Source organism: Haloarcula limicola, from assembly GCF_010119205.1.
Classification (GTDB): domain Archaea; phylum Halobacteriota; class Halobacteria; order Halobacteriales; family Haloarculaceae; genus Haloarcula; species Haloarcula limicola.
Genome location: NZ_WRXM01000002.1, coordinates 468,572 through 486,072, shown reverse-complemented (window position 1 = coordinate 486,072; position 17,501 = coordinate 468,572). Strand labels below are relative to the sequence as shown.

Annotated in this window: 16 protein-coding genes; 2 read left to right on the top strand and 14 right to left on the bottom strand. The window is 52.1% G+C overall.

The features are described from left to right. Positions 1 to 13: 13 nt before the first annotated feature. Genes GO488_RS11920 through GO488_RS11910 form a run of 3 tightly spaced genes read right to left on the bottom strand, consistent with a single transcriptional unit; the run spans position 14 to position 2,556 of the window. Entirely contained in the window at positions 14 to 724 is a 711-nt protein-coding gene (locus GO488_RS11920) for an alanyl-tRNA synthetase (protein WP_162318049.1), read from the bottom strand. Then, complete coding sequence (locus GO488_RS11915) at positions 717 to 1,763, bottom strand: lipid II:glycine glycyltransferase FemX (protein WP_162318048.1); 1,047 nt, start codon at positions 1,761 to 1,763, stop codon at positions 717 to 719. Before GO488_RS11915 ends, GO488_RS11920 begins: the two co-directional genes overlap by 8 nt. Then, on the bottom strand, positions 1,756 to 2,556 hold the full coding sequence (locus tag GO488_RS11910; RefSeq protein WP_241692938.1) for a polysaccharide deacetylase family protein: 801 nt from the start codon (positions 2,554 to 2,556) through the stop codon (positions 1,756 to 1,758). Before GO488_RS11910 ends, GO488_RS11915 begins: the two co-directional genes overlap by 8 nt. 644 nt (positions 2,557 to 3,200) lie before the next feature. Between GO488_RS11910 and GO488_RS11905 the strand changes: the two genes are divergently transcribed. After that, the gene (locus tag GO488_RS11905) at positions 3,201 to 4,517 is read left to right on the top strand and encodes a glycosyltransferase family 2 protein (protein WP_162318046.1); all 1,317 of its coding nucleotides are present in this window, start codon (positions 3,201 to 3,203) and stop codon (positions 4,515 to 4,517) included. Between the two features lie 66 nt (positions 4,518 to 4,583). Here GO488_RS11905 and GO488_RS11900 read toward each other — a convergent pair whose 3' ends face one another. The 4 genes from GO488_RS11900 to GO488_RS11885 all read right to left on the bottom strand — a co-directional run bounded on the left by GO488_RS11900 (position 4,584) and on the right by GO488_RS11885 (position 8,936). Continuing rightward, positions 4,584 to 6,392, bottom strand: a complete 1,809-nt coding sequence (locus GO488_RS11900; RefSeq protein ID WP_162318045.1) for an ABC transporter ATP-binding protein — start codon at positions 6,390 to 6,392, stop codon at positions 4,584 to 4,586. 156 nt (positions 6,393 to 6,548) lie between these two features. After that, positions 6,549 to 7,085 carry a metal-dependent hydrolase gene (locus GO488_RS11895; RefSeq protein WP_162318044.1) on the bottom strand — a complete coding sequence of 179 codons (537 nt, stop codon included), beginning with the start codon at positions 7,083 to 7,085 and terminating at the stop codon, positions 6,549 to 6,551. 84 nt (positions 7,086 to 7,169) lie between these two features. Continuing rightward, the gene (locus GO488_RS20225) at positions 7,170 to 7,709 is read right to left on the bottom strand and encodes a DUF1616 domain-containing protein (protein ID WP_367398177.1); all 540 of its coding nucleotides are present in this window, start codon (positions 7,707 to 7,709) and stop codon (positions 7,170 to 7,172) included. A 399-nt stretch (positions 7,710 to 8,108) separates the two neighbouring features. Continuing rightward, entirely contained in the window at positions 8,109 to 8,936 is an 828-nt protein-coding gene (locus tag GO488_RS11885) for a hypothetical protein (protein ID WP_162318042.1), read from the bottom strand. 390 nt (positions 8,937 to 9,326) lie between these two features. Between GO488_RS11885 and GO488_RS11880 the strand changes: the two genes are divergently transcribed. Beyond that, the gene (locus GO488_RS11880) at positions 9,327 to 10,160 is read left to right on the top strand and encodes a hypothetical protein (protein WP_162318041.1); all 834 of its coding nucleotides are present in this window, start codon (positions 9,327 to 9,329) and stop codon (positions 10,158 to 10,160) included. Between the two features lie 56 nt (positions 10,161 to 10,216). Here GO488_RS11880 and GO488_RS11875 read toward each other — a convergent pair whose 3' ends face one another. The 7 genes from GO488_RS11875 to GO488_RS11845 form a co-directional block, all read right to left on the bottom strand. After that, positions 10,217 to 11,062, bottom strand: coding sequence for a winged helix-turn-helix domain-containing protein (locus tag GO488_RS11875; RefSeq protein WP_162318040.1), 846 nt, complete (start codon positions 11,060 to 11,062; stop codon positions 10,217 to 10,219). Positions 11,063 to 11,525: 463 nt separating this feature from the next. Next, positions 11,526 to 12,263: a hypothetical protein gene (locus GO488_RS11870; RefSeq protein WP_162318039.1), complete on the bottom strand. Its 738-nt coding sequence runs from the start codon at positions 12,261 to 12,263 to the stop codon at positions 11,526 to 11,528. Further along, a complete protein-coding gene (locus GO488_RS11865) occupies positions 12,263 to 12,463 on the bottom strand; it encodes a hypothetical protein (protein ID WP_162318038.1) in 201 nt (66 codons plus the stop codon). Before GO488_RS11865 ends, GO488_RS11870 begins: the two co-directional genes overlap by 1 nt. Further along, positions 12,450 to 12,716 carry a hypothetical protein gene (locus tag GO488_RS11860; protein WP_162318037.1) on the bottom strand — a complete coding sequence of 89 codons (267 nt, stop codon included), beginning with the start codon at positions 12,714 to 12,716 and terminating at the stop codon, positions 12,450 to 12,452. Before GO488_RS11860 ends, GO488_RS11865 begins: the two co-directional genes overlap by 14 nt. Positions 12,717 to 13,391: 675 nt before the next feature. Then, on the bottom strand, positions 13,392 to 14,333 hold the full coding sequence (locus tag GO488_RS11855; protein ID WP_162318036.1) for a glycosyltransferase family 2 protein: 942 nt from the start codon (positions 14,331 to 14,333) through the stop codon (positions 13,392 to 13,394). Between the two features lie 133 nt (positions 14,334 to 14,466). Next, positions 14,467 to 16,233 carry a hypothetical protein gene (locus GO488_RS11850; protein WP_162318035.1) on the bottom strand — a complete coding sequence of 589 codons (1,767 nt, stop codon included), beginning with the start codon at positions 16,231 to 16,233 and terminating at the stop codon, positions 14,467 to 14,469. After that, complete coding sequence (locus GO488_RS11845) at positions 16,233 to 17,432, bottom strand: glycosyltransferase family 4 protein (protein WP_162318034.1); 1,200 nt, start codon at positions 17,430 to 17,432, stop codon at positions 16,233 to 16,235. Before GO488_RS11845 ends, GO488_RS11850 begins: the two co-directional genes overlap by 1 nt. Between the last annotated feature and the right edge of the window lie 69 nt (positions 17,433 to 17,501).

Below are 17,501 nucleotides of genomic sequence, written 5' to 3'. Positions count from 1 at the left end.
GAGCGGCAGATATCTACTTAAGGGACTGCGATTCGTTGTGTTCGTTCGAAATTGTCTCCGATTGTATCCGGTTTCGTATTCGCGATGCGATCTGGTTCGTTGCCTGTTCGAGTTCGGCTACCCCGCCGCCGGTGGCGACGCGGTTATCACCGCCGCCACCGCCGCCGCCTATCTCCGTGATTTGGTCGGCGATATCCTCCGCATTAAATCGCGGCACCATCGCGTCTCCGACCCCGACTGCGAACACGTCCTCTCCACTCACGGAGACAATCGTGATACCATATTCGTCATCGACAGCCCGTTTAGCGAATGCCTTAGCCTCGGCTAGTTTTCCATCCGGCAGTTCTACGGTGTAGAGATGGGGGCTCGTCTCGTCGACCGAGGGGGCTGAGCGGGCGTTCCACCACGAATCTGCCCATTGGGTGCGAATATCAGTGAGTTCACCTTGAAGCGACCGAACTTTTTGTTCTAATTGGTAGACCTCTTCGGGGAGGGTTTCCGGCGCTGTTTCCAGCATTTCAGCGGCGGCTTCCGCTGCGCGCTTTCGCTGTATATTGGTTCCATCTCCCTGTGGTACTCTGGTGTCGTTTTGTTCGTTTGGAGCTGCTTCGAGACGTTCTCGACTGTGCGTGAGACTTTGCCGTGTGATGCGTTCACGGCGCCACCAGTACACGTTCGTCCCGAGGATGATGACAACGAACACTGCGAGTGTGAGTTCATTCATGAAGGAAGCGTTTCAATTGTGGCCCAATGTGTCTCTGGGTGACGATGGGCGATAGTCGCTTGGTTAACGGTGCCAGTCTGCCGTACCCCTCGATGTCTGCTCGAGGAGTCCGATGGGGCGGGTCGACAAAGCTAGTGAGTCGATAGTTGTGCCCGCCGAACTGGGACTTGAACTGGTGGACGCTCGATTCGGTCTGAGAGCGGCCGAAATCAATAACCTGTACATCGCTCTCGCAGGCCGCCTTGATTGCGGTGGCATAGAGTAGGTGGTTCGGGTTATCATCCCAGAACCGTGGGATAGACGCGTTACTCCAGACGATTTTTTCGCCGTTCCATTCTAAACAGAGGATGCCTGCAACCGGCGTCTCTTCTCTCTGAGCTAAAAGAATACGCATCTTCGCACCGAAATTCTGCTTCAGTGCCCGAAAGAAAGCCTTCGGGAACTGTGGACTTCCGAGTCGTTCCATGGTCGAGACATATAGAGGGTAATACGAGTCAACGCTGCCTGTTGAGATGGTCAGGTCGTCCCGCTGAGCACTGCGCACAGATTTGCGTGCCCGTTTCTTGAACGTATGGTTCCAGACATCGTCATAGGACCGTGTCGTCGGCAGCCTAATTGAGATCCCGGTATCGAGTCCCCCGTAGCCCGAACAGTTATATCGACTGACACCGCTCCACTCGGTTTCTTTGATTATCCGTGCGTGTAACAGGCCGGCGTTCTCATCTATCTTGGCGAACACTGGTTCTTGCGCTACATCAGGAGCGAGTAGCGGAAAGCCATACTCACAGAACGGGTTGACGATACTGCGACCCAAGAATTCCGGAGTAAGGAACCCGGGTATCGCAGCGATAGGTTCGCCCCGATCAGAGCGATAAACGAGTGTCTGACGTTCGTCGTATCCAAAAGTAGATGCAACGGCGTCCAGCCAGCGACTTGAGTGAAAGGGCGTCGCAATCGGATGGTCCTGGACGAAGGATTGCCACTCACCGTTGAATTCGCTCTCGGATATCCGGGAAACGGTGGCTGTGATCTCAGGCATAGGCAGGTAGAAGCTCCCGTAACGGACCGAATTCAAACGATTCCAGTATCCGTGCGACAGTGTCTCGTAACGACGAAACACCGTGAAAGCTGACGAACTGCTTGTGTAGTGAGATGTCAGTTCGGACGACACGGGGGTTGAACTCCCACGGATGGAAATACAGCGTAGCTGGTATCCCCCGGCGGTTGAGTGTTTTGATTCCCTTCCTGAGGAGTTTTGAGGGGAGCAACCGCGCGTAGAAGCCACCCGCGATGGGCACACGAAACGTCGGGTGAAACACGGCAAGCGGAAACTCAACCAACTCGTGAGCACCCCGACCGGCTGTTTTCGAGAACGAGTCTTCACCAGGGACGTACGGCTCTACCGGTGCATTGGTGACACCGTACATTGGCGTGCGCACGGGAAAGACACTTGAGTCGTATCTGAAACCCTGACTTGTGAGAACGTTGAGTGCCCATGATGTCTTTCGGGTGATCGAAAAGTTCGGAGCGCGAAATCCGAGAGGCCGTTGCCCGACAGCAGACGTTATCGCATCCGAACTTCGAGTTAACTCCTCCGCGAACTCTGCTTTGTTTAGTTCGAAAATTGGGGTATGCGTATGTCCGTGTGACCCAATTTCGTGGCCATCTCCGACGATTCGTTCCATGAGATTCGGGTACTTTTCGGCGATCGTCCCGACGACAAAGAACGTCGCGCGCGTGTTGTACTCGCTGAGCAACGATAACACAATATCAACAGACTCCTCGAGTCGTGCCGTTGGGTTGGTCACCTCATCTCGCAGTAACGTCGCCATGTACCAGTGTTCTAGATCGAATGAAATGATGTTCTGCTGTGTTCGATGCATCTGAGTCCCTACCAGAACTGTCAACCCCCCGCCTCTTAAATCTGCCAGCGTCTTATTTATGGAACTCTCACAGCGAAGACATAGCTCTCTCGTTTTTGCCGGTTAGAAGCAGCTTACAGAGGAAAAAGATAGAGAGGGAATGTAAAACGGTTCTATTGTTTGCTATTGAACACTCCCGAACATACTAAGTTCTAAATACTGACTCAGTGATAAACGGTCCGTTATATTCGTTGGTGGTAGCGACTATCAAACGAGAGAAAATCCGGAGATATGAATAACATATGTACTCCCGTTATAATACGCCAGCGGATGCTGTGAAGGTTTATTTCTGTAATTTAGAGGAATAGTTAATGTGATGTGGTCCGATTCCCGATAAGCAAACCAATCGTTCGAGTAGAACTAGCTTGGGAGGTGAGAACTGATAGGATTCTTAATGTGATTAGAAGAGAGTATTACTGCGAACTATGGCTATCGGATCTCTAACGGCGGACGCCCCAATAGTTATATATTCAACAAATGTATTGTTGCCGGAGTCTGTCAATAATGCAGATTGAACGAACGATTCCACACTACAGCAGGCAACTATATATTCCATGTCAAAAGTAGGCGAGATTAATATCGATGGCAATCTGACGGTATCAACTAATAACCCTGCAGTTGGGATAGTAGCTACAGAAGGTGCCGCTGAATCGATCGCTGCCGAAATCATCAATGCACGACGGAACGGTCATCAAGCGATCATCGTTGGTACGGACGGTGGTAATCAGGAGTGGCGAGTTTTCGCGCGTGCGCTCGGAGCCCGTATCGTAGACTGCAATGCACTGTTCGACCAGCAGTCCATGAAAGAGTGTTTACTTGAGACTGCACGTGAAGCCGGCTTTCCGGGCCTCGTCTTTCACGACGACCCAACCTCCCGGATAGATCTCGAAGCGAGTATGAACGTACTGCAGGAGTCGGACTCATTTCTCGTCGACTCGCGAAGCAAACCCCCGTTAGAACGTGGGGAACGGGTACTAGTGGGAATTCCAGCGTACAATGAGGAAGCAACTATTGGGAATGTGGTTAAAGAGGGCCTCGAATACGCAGACGAAGTGCTTGTTGTTGACGACGGCAGTGAGGATAGAACCGCTGTTAAAGCGAAACAGGCGGGTGCAATCGTTGTCGAACACGAAACAAACCGCGGCTACGGCGCGACGCTGCATTCATTGTTCGAACAGGCCGAACGGGCGTGCGTTTCTCATCTCGTGGTGTTGGATGCAGATGGACAGCACGATCCATCAGACATCCCAAAACTGGTCGAATTTCAGGCGAAAAGTCAGTCCGAGATAGTTATTGGGAGTCGGTTCGTTGGGGATGGTGAGACGAACGCACCGTATTACCGAAAGTTGGGACTCCTCGTTATTAATTTCCTGACCAATCTTAGCTTTGGTGCCATACGACCCAAGTCCTGGGTTAAGGACACGCAATGTGGATTCCGGGTCTACTCACCCAGAGCCTTCGAGAACCTCGCGAACGATCCAGGGATAGGGAGTCAGATGAGTGCAAGTACGGATATCCTTCATCATGCTCACGAGCGCAACTACGATATCGTAGAGGTTGGGACGAACGTGAACTATGATAATGAGAATACAAGTAGTCACCACCCGATATCTCACGGAATCACGTTAGTGAGCAATATCTTACGAACGATAGAGAGGGAACGTCCAATTACGGCACTCGGACTACCCGGGTTTCTCTGTTGGTTCGGTGGCCTCGCGTTCACCTACTGGACGATTACGAACTACACCTCGACCAACACGTTCCCGATCGGCCTCGGTATCGTCTCTGGGTTTCTAGGACTGTCTGGAATACTGTTTTGTTTCGCGGCTGTGATACTGCACTCACTGCAACAGCAAAGCGGTATTAGATAGCTTCAATCCATCAGAGATGCTGCATTCGTAAGTACAGTTTCCAAGCACTGATTTTGTAGCGAACGTCTATCCAGTCGCTTGCGTGGCGTACAGCTCTGCGTATGTCCCGCCTTGGCTCAACAACTCGTCGTGTTCTCCGAACTCAGAGATCTCGCCGTCTTCAACCGTATATATACGGTCCGCGTTCTTGACGGTGGAGAGTCGGTGGGCGATAGTGACAATGATGTAGTCACGATGCATCTCCTCAATCGACTGCTGTACCTCTTTCTCTAACTTTGTATCTAAGTCGCTCGTCGCCTCGTCCAAGACGAGGATGTCGGCATCTGCGAGTAATGCTCGAGCGAGGGCCACACGTTGCTTTTGGCCGCCGGAGAGACGAACGCCATCGTCCCCGAGTACCGTGTCATAGCCATTCGGAAGGTCATCAAAGAATTCATCTACCTTTGCAATCTCACAGACCTGTTCCATCGCTTGTCGAGAGGCATTGCGGTTCGCCAGCGTAAGATTATATCTTAGCGTATCGTTGAAAATATAGGGGTTCTGTCGTACTACTGCGAGATGCTTACGCCACGCCTGATTACTCAGTTCTTGAATCGGCTCGCCATTCGCTAGAACGTGGCCGCTGTCGGGCTCGTACATCCGCGCGAGGAGTGCGGCAATCGTCGATTTGCCAGCACCTGATTGGCCGACGAACGCCACGAATTCACCTTGTTGGGCGGTGAAATCGATGCCACGAAGAACGTCCGTGTCTTGGTCGTAGGAGAACCAGACGTCGTCGAACTCGAGTTTTGAAACCGTCTCCGGCGGGGTCCGTGTAGCATTGCTCTCCTCCTTGTGATGGGCGAGTGTACTCACAAATTCCTGCGTTCGAACGAGGTGCGGGAGGTCATTTTCGACCTGATAGAAGAGCTGATTTACCGTACTGGCCTTGGGTCCGAGCTGAAACATAGCGAAAAGAAACACGCCTAGCGAACTCAACGTTAGATTGGCGAACCGCAATGCAAGGAAGATTAACACGAATACAGCGACGGCGATGACAAGGTTATAGAAGTTATTGAGGGCTGCTTCGTTACGTCGTAACGTAATCTGTGACTCAGTATATTTGTTGACGGCATCGGCGAAGTCGCTACGCAATTCGTCAGCGAGTCCGAAGATACGAATCTCTCGAATGCCCTGCGTTCCCGCCTGTGCGGCCTCCTGTCGTTGCTGATTGGCGTCTGCAACAGCTTCACCGAGCTTGTATCCTGGTTCGATGACGCTCCGAAGTAGATAGGTAAGTCCACCGAGAACGACGACGGTGAATATCGTGAGTTCGGGTGAGATTGCAAACGCCACAGCGATATATACGAGTGAGAGGAGCGACATTTGCAGTAGACGAACGCCGCGGGCGATGACCCGACCCGCATAGTTCGTTTGCGTAATAATCGCGTTCAGAATGTCGTCTGAGCCCTCCGAGTCGAAGTATGCCACGCGTGCATTGAGTGCGTGGTCAAATGCCTCCGTTTGAAGATAGCGAATATAGTACGTCCGGAGGGCTTCTTTAAACCACGCACCCAAGAAACTAGAGACGTATCGGACGATCATGACGACGGCAACCCCCACGATGACGGTTCCCAGAGTGAACGGGACGTTGAGAGCCCGATACCCCGAAACGAAGAGCCCCATCACACCGTCCGCTTCAGCGGGTGAGCCACCACTCGCCTGTACGATCTCGATAACGGGGAGGATGAATCCTAACCCGACTGCTTCGAGTCCTGCGGCAATGACGCCGAATCCGACGATCAGCACGGTCAGTTTCGGATTGTATGCAGCGACTTTACGGAGTGCCTCGACTTTCTCGCGTCTGGAAACAGACTCTGACTCAGGCGCTGACATAGTTAGAGGAATCTACTATCGGTTGTTCTTCTTAGACAATAAGTTCACTCATCCTATATCATGCTCCACTCGGGAACGGTCTCGGTTTCGGTCAAGTGATGACTCGTAAGAGGGGGCTATTGAGCAGCGGGAGCGGAAAACACGACTATTGAGAGATTACAGAGTGTGCGTCGCTATAGATTGTTCCATGTGTCGTCGCCGATATATATCGACGAGCGAGTAGCCCAGTGTGATCAGTAAGAACGACGCCGGAAGGACGAGTTCCGAGAGGCTACTAGGCGCATGCGCACCAAAGGACGGCGATTTATCGGGGTTCGCCCGGAGCAGCGGCCAGAAGAGGTTCGGGAAGAAGTAGTAGTCGGTACCGAGAAAGGCAATCTGATAGAAATCACCGACAATGTGGGAGAGATATCCCATCCCGAATAGAAGCGCGAGGCGACCTCGCCCGCGTTGATGCGCCAAGACGGCGCCGAGCGTCAAAATGGGGATGCTCACGACGAGCGAGTGGGCAAGCATTCGCCCACTCGGAAGCACTCCAAACGTCCAGGCTAGCGGTTTGTCAATCAGATCGGGGAGTTGTGTCGAGACTAAGAGAACTAACACGGCCTCGCCGTTCGGTAAACGTCGGCGGCAAATAATGGTGTACGCTACCACCGGTAACAACGCGAACGCGAGATGGCCGACGGGTAACATATAGTATAGCAAGCGGGCGGCGAGGTAAAGATATACGGGTCAATGAGTGTCTACCTGATTACCGCTCTGTAGCCTTCGAAGTGTTTACCGCTCCGTAACATTCATCTGGAGATGCACTTCGCGATACGCAGTAGACCGATTTAGTGGTTGCCTCGGTGCGCCCTTATATAAGAGATACTGTAACTGCAACTGTCCTTCCGTCGTTGGGCTGATAGTATGCGGGCGGTGCCACCGCTCTCTGGGAGCGAGTGTCGTTTGAAATCGGCGTACCTTTGTAGCGTTTTGGACAACTGTATGGTTACGGACAGTGCGCACCTCTTGCATCTGGACGACGACCGTATATTCAGTTCGGGCTCGTTCTCTATTTCGGATCCCGACGACGAGTTCGCGGCTTTCCCCTTGTTCAATCTGACGAGGATAGTCCTCAGCGACTAGATGCCCGCTTTCGTTTTCCGTAAGCAGGTAGAGTTCCGAAAACGGCTCACTCTGCATTGGAAAGAGAAAGACGTACCCGACACTACCGATAGCGAAGACGAGGCTGGCTATCAGTAGCACGTTCAGCACCGTATGTAGCGGCGAATCGCTGCGTAAAATCCCTGCCCAGCGGCCCCATCTGCATAGCATATGTCAATAGTGTTTTACTATGCTAATAAAATCGAGGGTTCGATATTGGTTGACGGTGAACTCCTAGGGTGAAGTCGGTTGTAGCTGTCCAGACGAAGACAGCAATACGTCTCCCGCACTACTCCCGACTCTTCGCTCTTTCCCCGTGAAGTGGTGTCGAAGCAGGAAGCGGCGGCGCGCACCGGCTATCGGTTCGAGTGACCGTTCGGGCAAAGGGGGTAATTATGGACTGTCGTTCAGTTGCCAGAGTTCGCTAGACGGGTCCTTAGTGGTACTTGGCACTGGCGTACTCAGGGCCCCGATCGATATGCGATACCCCTTCGTGGGCGTTAACTGTTCTAGCGGGGCTAAAAGGACGTATTCCCAGTCCCGATCGGTCCCTGTCATTAGGTTTGGATGCTAGCCTCTGTAGCTCTCGGTGACGTATTTCTCCTCAGAGCGAAACTTGTGGAGGTCGGGGTGGTCAAGATACTCCTCAAAGTCGGCCACCTCCTTGTTCGCATCGTTCAGTCGGTGCGAGAGAGATTCCCGAATTTCCTGCCACTTCGCGTGGCGAACCATCACTCTGACTGGGACCTCGTCTAGTTCGAGGGCTCTCACCAACGCGAGTCGATGTGTTCCGCTGTGGGAGAACAGTATCTCGCCATGACGGCCGATACAGACGCAAATTTCCTCCATGAAGTCCGTTTCCGGTAACTCAAAGGACGTCTTGTACCCGTCTTGCAGGTCGGTGTACAGTTTGTCGTAGATCTCCAGTTGCGAGAGCGCCTCCTCGTGGGTGTGTGACTCTATAATTTCGGCGTACAAGGCTGTCTCTTTCCACTCGACGTCATGTTTGAAGTGGTTACTTAATGCCCGAACTTTCAGCAGCTCGTCTACCGGCGTCGTGTCTTGATCCCAGGGGCCGTCCAGAATCGTCCCACACTTGTGATGTTGCCAGTAATAACAGCCGTGCTCGACCGCAAGTGCTTGGGAGACGCTATCAGGATCGACATTTATTAATTGCAGTGGGTCGGGGGGCTCACAATACCCATATACGCTCCTGTTCTTTTGCAGGAGGTATTTTCTGAACAATAGTGGATGTCGCTTCCCGACCCAGCGTTCGACCTTCGCCGGGACGGCGCTCGGGTCAGCAACGCCGTTGTACACCGCCGAGAGAACGTGTTTAAGCGGCCCAATTCCGACCGATCCACCAAGTTGCTCGGCGAATCGAGTAGACCCAGTCATGATTAGTTTGTAGTCTGGTTGATGGCCGATGTCGTGATATGTCTATTTTTGAGATGGTATCTCACTCAGTATATTGATACATAGCATCTATGTATAGATACTCACACAATAGGTGCGCTAAGCCGCCGTTACATCCTCGAACGATCAACGATACCGGTCGCTATAAGCGTCACTCGGGTGGAACAGCCGAAGAGCGAACGTGCCTTCCGGACGGTAGTCAACCGCGATCTCGATACTGAAGTCTTCGGAAAAGGATTTGCTTCGGGACGGACGGCTGAACGAACAGTTAAACGGTGGACTGCGCTCGAACAGCGGCGTTCCCTCGCAGTATCGTCGGGCATATAATATAGCAGGGACACGAACACATGACGCATGCCGTCATCCGCTTCGATGGAGCGCGGGATACTGTATATCGCAAAAGGGGATGAATTCGTTCAGGAGGCCATTATCTCGGCTCAGCGGACCAAGTCGGTCATGCCAGACTGTCCGATAACCCTCGTTGCTGACCACGACCCGACGGAAGATTGCTTCGACCGCGTCCTCCTCGACGAATCTCCCTTTCTAAAGCGAGACAAAGCAGCGGCGATGCAACGGACGCCGTACGAACGAACCCTCTATCTCGATACGGACATCTATCTCGAACAACCCGTCTGGGAATTGTTCGATATTCTCGACGATTTCGACGTGGCAATCCGAATGGCTAGGGAGATGGCACATATTCCGACTGGGGGTTCGACCACAGTCGATGGGGTGCCGCCGGGCGTGCCCGAGTTCAACGGCGGGGTAATCGCCTATAGGGACACAGAAACGGTGATGGAGATGCTCGCGGACTGGGCTTCTCGATGCCTTCCTGAACACGAGTGGGACCAGCGGACGCTTAGACCTGCGTTGTATCATAGCGACGTGCGACTCTGCCCCATCCAAAACCGGTACAACTGCATGTATCGGTTCGACAACAAGGTCGTCGGCGAGATCAAGGTGTTCCATGGGCCATTGATCGACCGGGAGCGAAACAGTATCGATACAAACACCGCCAGAGAGAAACTCAACACGACCGAGGGGTTCCGAATCCACCGGAACTACCTGAACACCCTCTTCGTAGACCCGCCGTTACCACTCACAACAAAGGCCAGAATCTCTGTTCGTCGGTTTTATGAACTATTCAGAGAGCAGGGACTCAGAGAAACCATTCGTCGCACATTGCAGTATTTTTCGACTTCATAGATTTTAGTGTCTGAAACGAACCCGAATCCGACAATCCGAGCGCCGCTCCGCGTCTTTCAGTGCAGAAATTCTTCGAGAATATGGAGCTCTTCTTCTTCGGTGATATTTTCGTCGCGAAAACATGCGTGAAGAACCTTGTGCACGAGTTCCGGCTCTTCGAACGCGGTGTCCGACGTGCTTTTCGATGCGAGTGTATCGAGCTGGCGGTTGATGCTATCCAAACGGTTCAACACACGCTCGCTGTCCGTCTCCGCCGGTTCTGACGTTGCCGCCGTCGCGGCCTCTGTCGCTTTGTCAGCCGGTAAGGTCGTCCCGGTTTCCACGTGGTCGTCCTCATTTTGGTCCGAATCGTCGCGAGGAGATGCGTTCGCTCCCTGTGGACCGTCTGCGAGAATTTGTTGTCGCTCGGAAGAGGCGGTGTTCCGAAATTCCGAATCAGCCGATTCGTTTTCGAAGAGGGCAGCAGTGAATGTCTGCCGGGTATCCCAATCGAACCCCTTGACACTGTTCACACGACAGTTGACCGTCGGTCCAGAGACTCCGAGTCGGGAAGCAATTTCTCGCTGGCTCTCTTCAGGATGCTTGTGAATAGCACGAAACGTCTCGCGTTCCTTGTCCGAAAGGGCGTCAAATCTAGGCACTTCGTGCTCGGTGGCCGAATTCGCCGAGCTATCATCTCCGGACGGCTCGTCAGCCGAGTCGTGATCGTCTTTGTCTTCGCCGGAGTCTTCTGCGGCCGGGTCACCATACTCTTTGAGAACCCGAACGACAAGTTCGGACGTTGCACTTGGAATTTCGGACGCGATCTCCTCACAGGCCATATCCGGTTTCTCAGCGGCCAAATCAAGTATTTGTTTATGACGAATTGATTTTGGGTTTGGAGCAGTATTTTTAGTGGTCATTTCATCCCTCCGATTCCCTACGAGTGAATCGAATCATCTTATCGTGACTACTGAGACACATAATTATATCGGGGGTTATTCTTTATAAGCTCGGAATAGAGGCAGTACTGTTGGTTTTCCAGCCAGCGTATTCGTGGATATTTGAGAAACTGGGACCGCTACACTTGGTGCGCCAAGTGGATAAACAGTCTTGACTGAGACGAGAACTGTTCGTCGAGCTATTTTCCGTGACTAGCATTCCTAGACTTCACCAGTCTGATAACGTGTAGATGACGTGTAATTTAGAAGGTGCCGAGAGGGGTTCGGCAATGAGGCGAGCGTCTTGAAATGAAATCATTTCCTCGAACCATAGCGACGAGTACAATCCTGCAAATTCTACATACCTGCCACTCGCCGAAACCAAATAGGGATGGTCAGAGTAGAGCACGGAAATTCGAAAAGCGCGTGACGTTACGCTACCGTCTCAATATTCAGCAAAGCGGAGGAGTTCCGTTCGGAGATCTGAGTAGCGTCCGTCTGCAACGAGCTCAAATACTCGCTCATCTGCCTCGTAGAAAATTCGACGGAGCAAGTCCTCGAAGTGACGACGTTGCTGTTCATGCGAAGATACCAACTCGAACAGCGAGTTACATCTCTCGGTGTAGTACGTAGAGAAGTTCCCATCTTTATCGAAGACACAATGTGGGATAATATGTGCGAGTTCGTCACAAGGCGCGGGAACATAGATACCGTCCTGTTTTCGACGCCGTTTGAACATGTCCTCGGTGATAGAGGGATCAACCGGTATACGCAACTCGTTCATCGGCGACTTGTAGGCGAGATTGTTACGCAAGTCGACGATTTCCCCATCCCGATGTAATTGTTCATCACGGTGACGTGGATTGTCGTAGCCAGGCGGTACTCCGGTTATCGCCATTTGCACCATCTTTCTGGGATCTTCTAATAGAACGTTGACTACCTCTGCAGGCTTCTCAAGTCCAGTTCGATAGAAACTGAGACGGTCGGAAAGGGGGGCTGTCGCATCGCTGAATCCCAAGTCTCGACAAATAGCTATCCCATTATCGAACTCGTCCGCAGAGAGGAGGATATCAACGTCGTTGCCTTCGTGAACGGTGTTTTCCGGTAAGAAGTCGTACTTACGGGTGACGACGTAGCGGAGACCGCTTTCGTTGAACCGGTCAAACAAATCGGCATAACTCATCAGATCTCCTCCTTGATCTCAACCAGATTGTCCTTTCCCTTGGAAACCACGTCAACGAAGTGTGTGAGTTCGTCGCGGGTCAGATCCAGTCGAACGGTATCAACGTGTAAGTGGACTCGGTCGTTCCGATTCAGTTCGATTCTGCACTGCGTCCCATCTGATAGTTCGAACGTAGCTAGTTCCGCTTCAACAATTCCCATCACGCATCACCTCCACCGCGTCTTCACATTCATTTGCGAACTGGACGAAGTCTGCGACAGAAAACTCTAGCCGAACATTCCGGTAGTGAATGTGTACGGCTTCACCGATGTTATCGTCGACTTTGAAGTTGGTTGAATCGAGGGCTGGTTCGCTGTCGATATCCCCTTCGGCAAGTGGGTAACTGTAGACGTTCATAACAACGATATCACAGGTTACTGTGCGTACGAAGTCAGTGTTAACACTACTTGCCACTCGTTTTCAGCGAAGATACAGTATGTTAGATAGTTCCGTCTCTATTGTGGATATCTCGTAGACGGCGACCGCAAGCGGCAACTCAGAGTTATCGACAGATTGCTATCTTGCACATGACAGAAAACTATATCTGTCCACCTGAAAAGCGTGAACCGGCGCCGGTCTAGCACCTCCCGCTGGATGTATTCCCTAATCAAACCCAATCAACTTTAGAACTTCATGCGACCCATTCATTGCGACGTGTGATCACAGACAGCGCCTCACGGGCAACCCACACCCTCCGGTTATCACGTAATGCCCGCGACTCTCGTATCCCGCATGGCGAGTGATTTTCTGGGAGGAGTAGCGTATGGAGATTCGAGAAGAACACTAAAGGCATTAGCCACTAGGGATTTTAACAACTATCTGCCATCTGGTGTCGTGCTACATTACGAGCGTAGAATACTGGCAGTTGGCCCACTGTTTGCTACATTCCATGGCCGAAACAAAAGATGCGCCGCACACCGAGTATAAGCGAACAATCCGGTAAATCGAAGACCGACATGAGGTGCGAGTAACGGCTTCGTGACAGAGTCACTGGCTAACAGTCCAGATAATCTTAAACTCCCAACCTTTGGGATCGGTTTGCTCGATCAATACCGGGTAGGAGCCCACGCGTTTAGGTACGAGAGGATGTCACTCCGCTTCAGTCTGTTCGACGAACGGCACATATCCACGGACCCCATTCGAGAACAGCGTCCTTGAGAACACCGCGAGATAGAATAGATACTGTTGCGGGGATAACACAGGAGGAACAAGCGCACGCCGAAAGAGGGCCAGGCTTCGCTTGGGCTCGCCGTGATGGCACAGCGACAGGGCCAGTTCGAGACGGTTGAACGAGAGTATTCGACGCTGGTCAAGCAGGCTAAACGACGAGAGGAGCTCCTCGTGTTTATTCAGCAACGCTCGCTTACCCTCGATGAGGGCGTCTGGCTCTGGAAATGGCGTCCGTCCATCCCGATGGACCTCGATAAGTGGTGCCTCGAGGACGCCGATGGACGCTCGATCGAGAATTCGGACGCAGAACTCTCTATCCTCATGCTGAAACGGAAAGGACTCATCGAAGCCGTCTATCTCCGTTACCGGTTTGCGTCTGATGAGCAGTGTCGACATCGGCTGTGTCTTTAAGTCACCCATTAGGGCACGATAGCGACTCATATATCCGGTATCTGGAATCGTCGTTCCTTCCTCGTCGACCACCCGTTTGAGTGTGACGCACCCGTCGACCTGACGAGCGTTCACGAAGCGAAGTTGTCGTTCGAGCTTTTCCGGTAACCAGACGTCATCGTCGTCCAAGAACGCCAGATACTCACCGGTCGCATTCCCGATACCGACGTTCTTCGCGTGCTGCAGACCATCGTCGTCCTCGAGTCGAATAATGGTTAGCCGCTCGTCCGCAACATCCGCGAGGGCTTGGCTGGCCGGCGTCATCGATGCCGAATCGACGACGATGCATTCTATAGCACGATGGGTCTGACTCAGGACGCTGTCGACTGCGCGACCCAATAGTTCCGGCCTATTGTAGGTGGGCAGGATAACGCTGACTGTCGGCGTATCTCGATGGCGCGTTCGAGTCATGTAATCAACGGGAGAGTCGGTACCGATCAATCCCGTACCTGCCTAGTCACCGGTGGCTCTCTTAAATTCCCCGTCACAACCGTGTTTTCCGTCTACTAGGATTATCATTTTACGTCAGTGAAACGAACACCGCTCACGACGGCCCACGGCAGTATCCTAGAGAGACATCACCGCTACTGTAGATGACGGAATACTGGCTGAGTACGTCCTCCCGCGACCGCCCCAGCGAACGGGCGGCCGCCTCTCGCCACTCGATATATAGCCCGTCACCACAGTCTCCATCGAACTCTTCGAAGGACCGTATCTTGTGGCCGTTCCTGACCCCCCACACGACTCCTTCCCAACTGACAACGGGCTTTGTTCCGGTAGTCTGGAGCCAATCGCTCGCGCTGAGGTGTTGGACAGTGTTGTGGCTTTCACCGATTGCGCTCGTTGAGGGATCTGTCTCTAGCACGTACGACGGAATTGCAGCGGTTTGCGTAACGACCAGCAGTATCACGATGAGAGAGCCGATTTGAATATCTGACGCGCCCCACTCAGTTACGTGGAAACGGTACTCCCCCAGCGCATGGATGGCAACGCCGAGCAGGAACGGAAGCAGAAAAACGAGGAATCGACTAGGGTCCAGCCAGACCAAACGGCCGATGACGAGAAAAAGGACGTACGCTACCGAGAGGATACCATTGTATACCACCCAAGCCGTTTCCCAGACGGCGTTGTCATACGATGTGAGTATCGTAGCCGCGTTGATAGCCGCGAGCAGCCCCAGTACCAGAATTGCCCCGTAGGAAGACAGAAGCGTTCGGACCGTGTTCCCTTCACCACCGACACCTGACCCGATGTTTCCGGTAGCCCCCCCGGTCGACCCATCAAGTAATAATCTATTGATGAACGCATTGACGAGGTCGATACTCATCCCTGTCTGAATATATGAGAAGAAGTATAGGTTGACCACACCGATTGCGATTGTTGCAATTGCTAGGTTTCTAATCGGTGCTCGTCTTCGAGTAGGATTCGGCAAGAACCGTGGCAGATACGGTACTCGGTAGGGCAGACTTGACGTAGAGAGCAACGAGACGCCTAACCAGAGGCCAAAGAACCCTGTCGCAACGGATGCGGCAAAATGGTGCGTCCCGGCCAGAGCGACACCGAGTGCTCCCAACACGGCGACACTTACGTTCCGTGACTCAATTCGAGGTACCAACGTGAGTAGCAACACGAAAAGGAAGAGCCCAAACATTTCATTGATAAATTGACTCTCGATAAGGAGGAACGTGCGAACGCTTGCAAACCCAAACGCGACGACGAGAGCACGACGTGCGTTCGTAAATTTAGACAGGGCAACGTAGAACAGATATGGCGTGAAAACAGAGAGCAACGGGATATATTTCGCCACTGTGAGCGGGTCGATACGGTCGTAAATGTGGAGCAGGTCGACTAACACGATATCCAAGAGTCGGTAGATGATATTCGAGAACTGGAAAAAGAAAGGACGTTCCTCAGACAGCGAGACGAACGTCTCTATCGTGATGTCGTAATTCAGATAAAAGACCCAGTCGTTGAGCAGATTGAACGAGTCGTAGCCATACAACTCAGGTTCAAACGGATCAATTATTATTAGGACCCCGAGAGCTGTTGAGGTCAGAAGTAGCCCCTTCACGATTGGCAGTGGCGTTCTGAGATAAATTAGAACGATTGGAATCGCATAGATGCCGACAAGGAAGACAAATGTACTAAATGGTGGGGCAGTTGGGCCTAACTTGAACGCCAAAATACAGGTGGTACCGAAGACGATCCAGTAAAAACACAAGATGACTTTCTGGTCGATCGTAAGCCGCTCCGGGACTGTTATACGGGACCAGAGGTTAAGATCACGGGTACGGCTCCGGAATTCAAACATTACACTAACCCCTCATATAACTCAATAAGATCTTCGACATGTTTTGTGAGTGTGAGCTCCTGCGCCCGTGCACACACATTGCTATGAATTGATTCATCGATATCTTGCTCGGCTCTCTTGAGTGATACCCTCAGCTTTTCCGGATCTTCCGGCTCGAAGAGATAACCCGTGGTCCCCTCCTCGATGAGCTCTGGGATACCACCGATTTCAGCACCGAGAACAGGTGTTCCGTGCATGAAGCTCTCATAGATGACCATCGGTGAATTGTCGTACCATCTTGATGGGACAATAGTCAAATGTGCGTCTTTGAACCGCTCATGAAGTTCGGCTTCCGAGACGAAACCATGGAACGTAATCCGCGTATCATCGACAGACGATTCTAGCGTCTCCCGTTCCGGCCCCTTCCCGAGAATGTCGAGACGAGCAGTGGGAGCAGTGGGCGCAGTGAAATTTGAGAAAGCGTCGATGAGCACGTCCACACCTTTTTGATACGTGAGCTGTCCCGCAAAGAGACAACGGAACTCATTATCCGTCGGTTCCCAGTTCGTATACTCATTTGTGTGTTCGATTCCAAGCCGTAAGCGTCCCGACTCGATATTTTCGAGAAGCCCGTATTGGCGATGCATATCTAGCATGAATTGAGAGGGTGCGGTAGCGTAATCGAGATACGGTTCTACGGTCAGTCGGTTAAACCGCTGATACACTCTGCTAGCCAGTCCGGGCTCAATGATTTTGCCATTAGTAAACATACTCGCATGTGGACTGACAAGAGAATAGTCGTGTATTGTATGGAGCACATCTGAATATAGCGAACTTGCCGGAAAGACGGCATTTGAAAGCCCTCCAAAATTGTGTATGTGACTAATATCTGGTCTGACACTTGATAAACATTTTTTGACCATCCAGTATACGTGTGGATTCCACAAATCTGCAAAATGCTGTATCGGTTTCTGCCACCGCGGTGCGTCTTGATGTTCCAAGGGAGTATAAACAGTAAACGGCTCAAATCGGTAGACGTTGACTCCATTTATATTTTCACGATTGAACTGATTGTGGTCTCCGTCCAGGTCTGTGCCCGTTGTGATGACCGAGACCTGGTGATCGCGTTCAACCAGTCGCTCGGCCACGCACTGAACGTGTCGTTCAGCACCACCAATGACCTCGGGAGGATACAGATTCGAGAGGAGAGCAATATTCATACTATCCAACTATTCAAATCCGGTCGGTATAAATCCACACCCTCCTAAGTAATTTAGCTAATATGATTG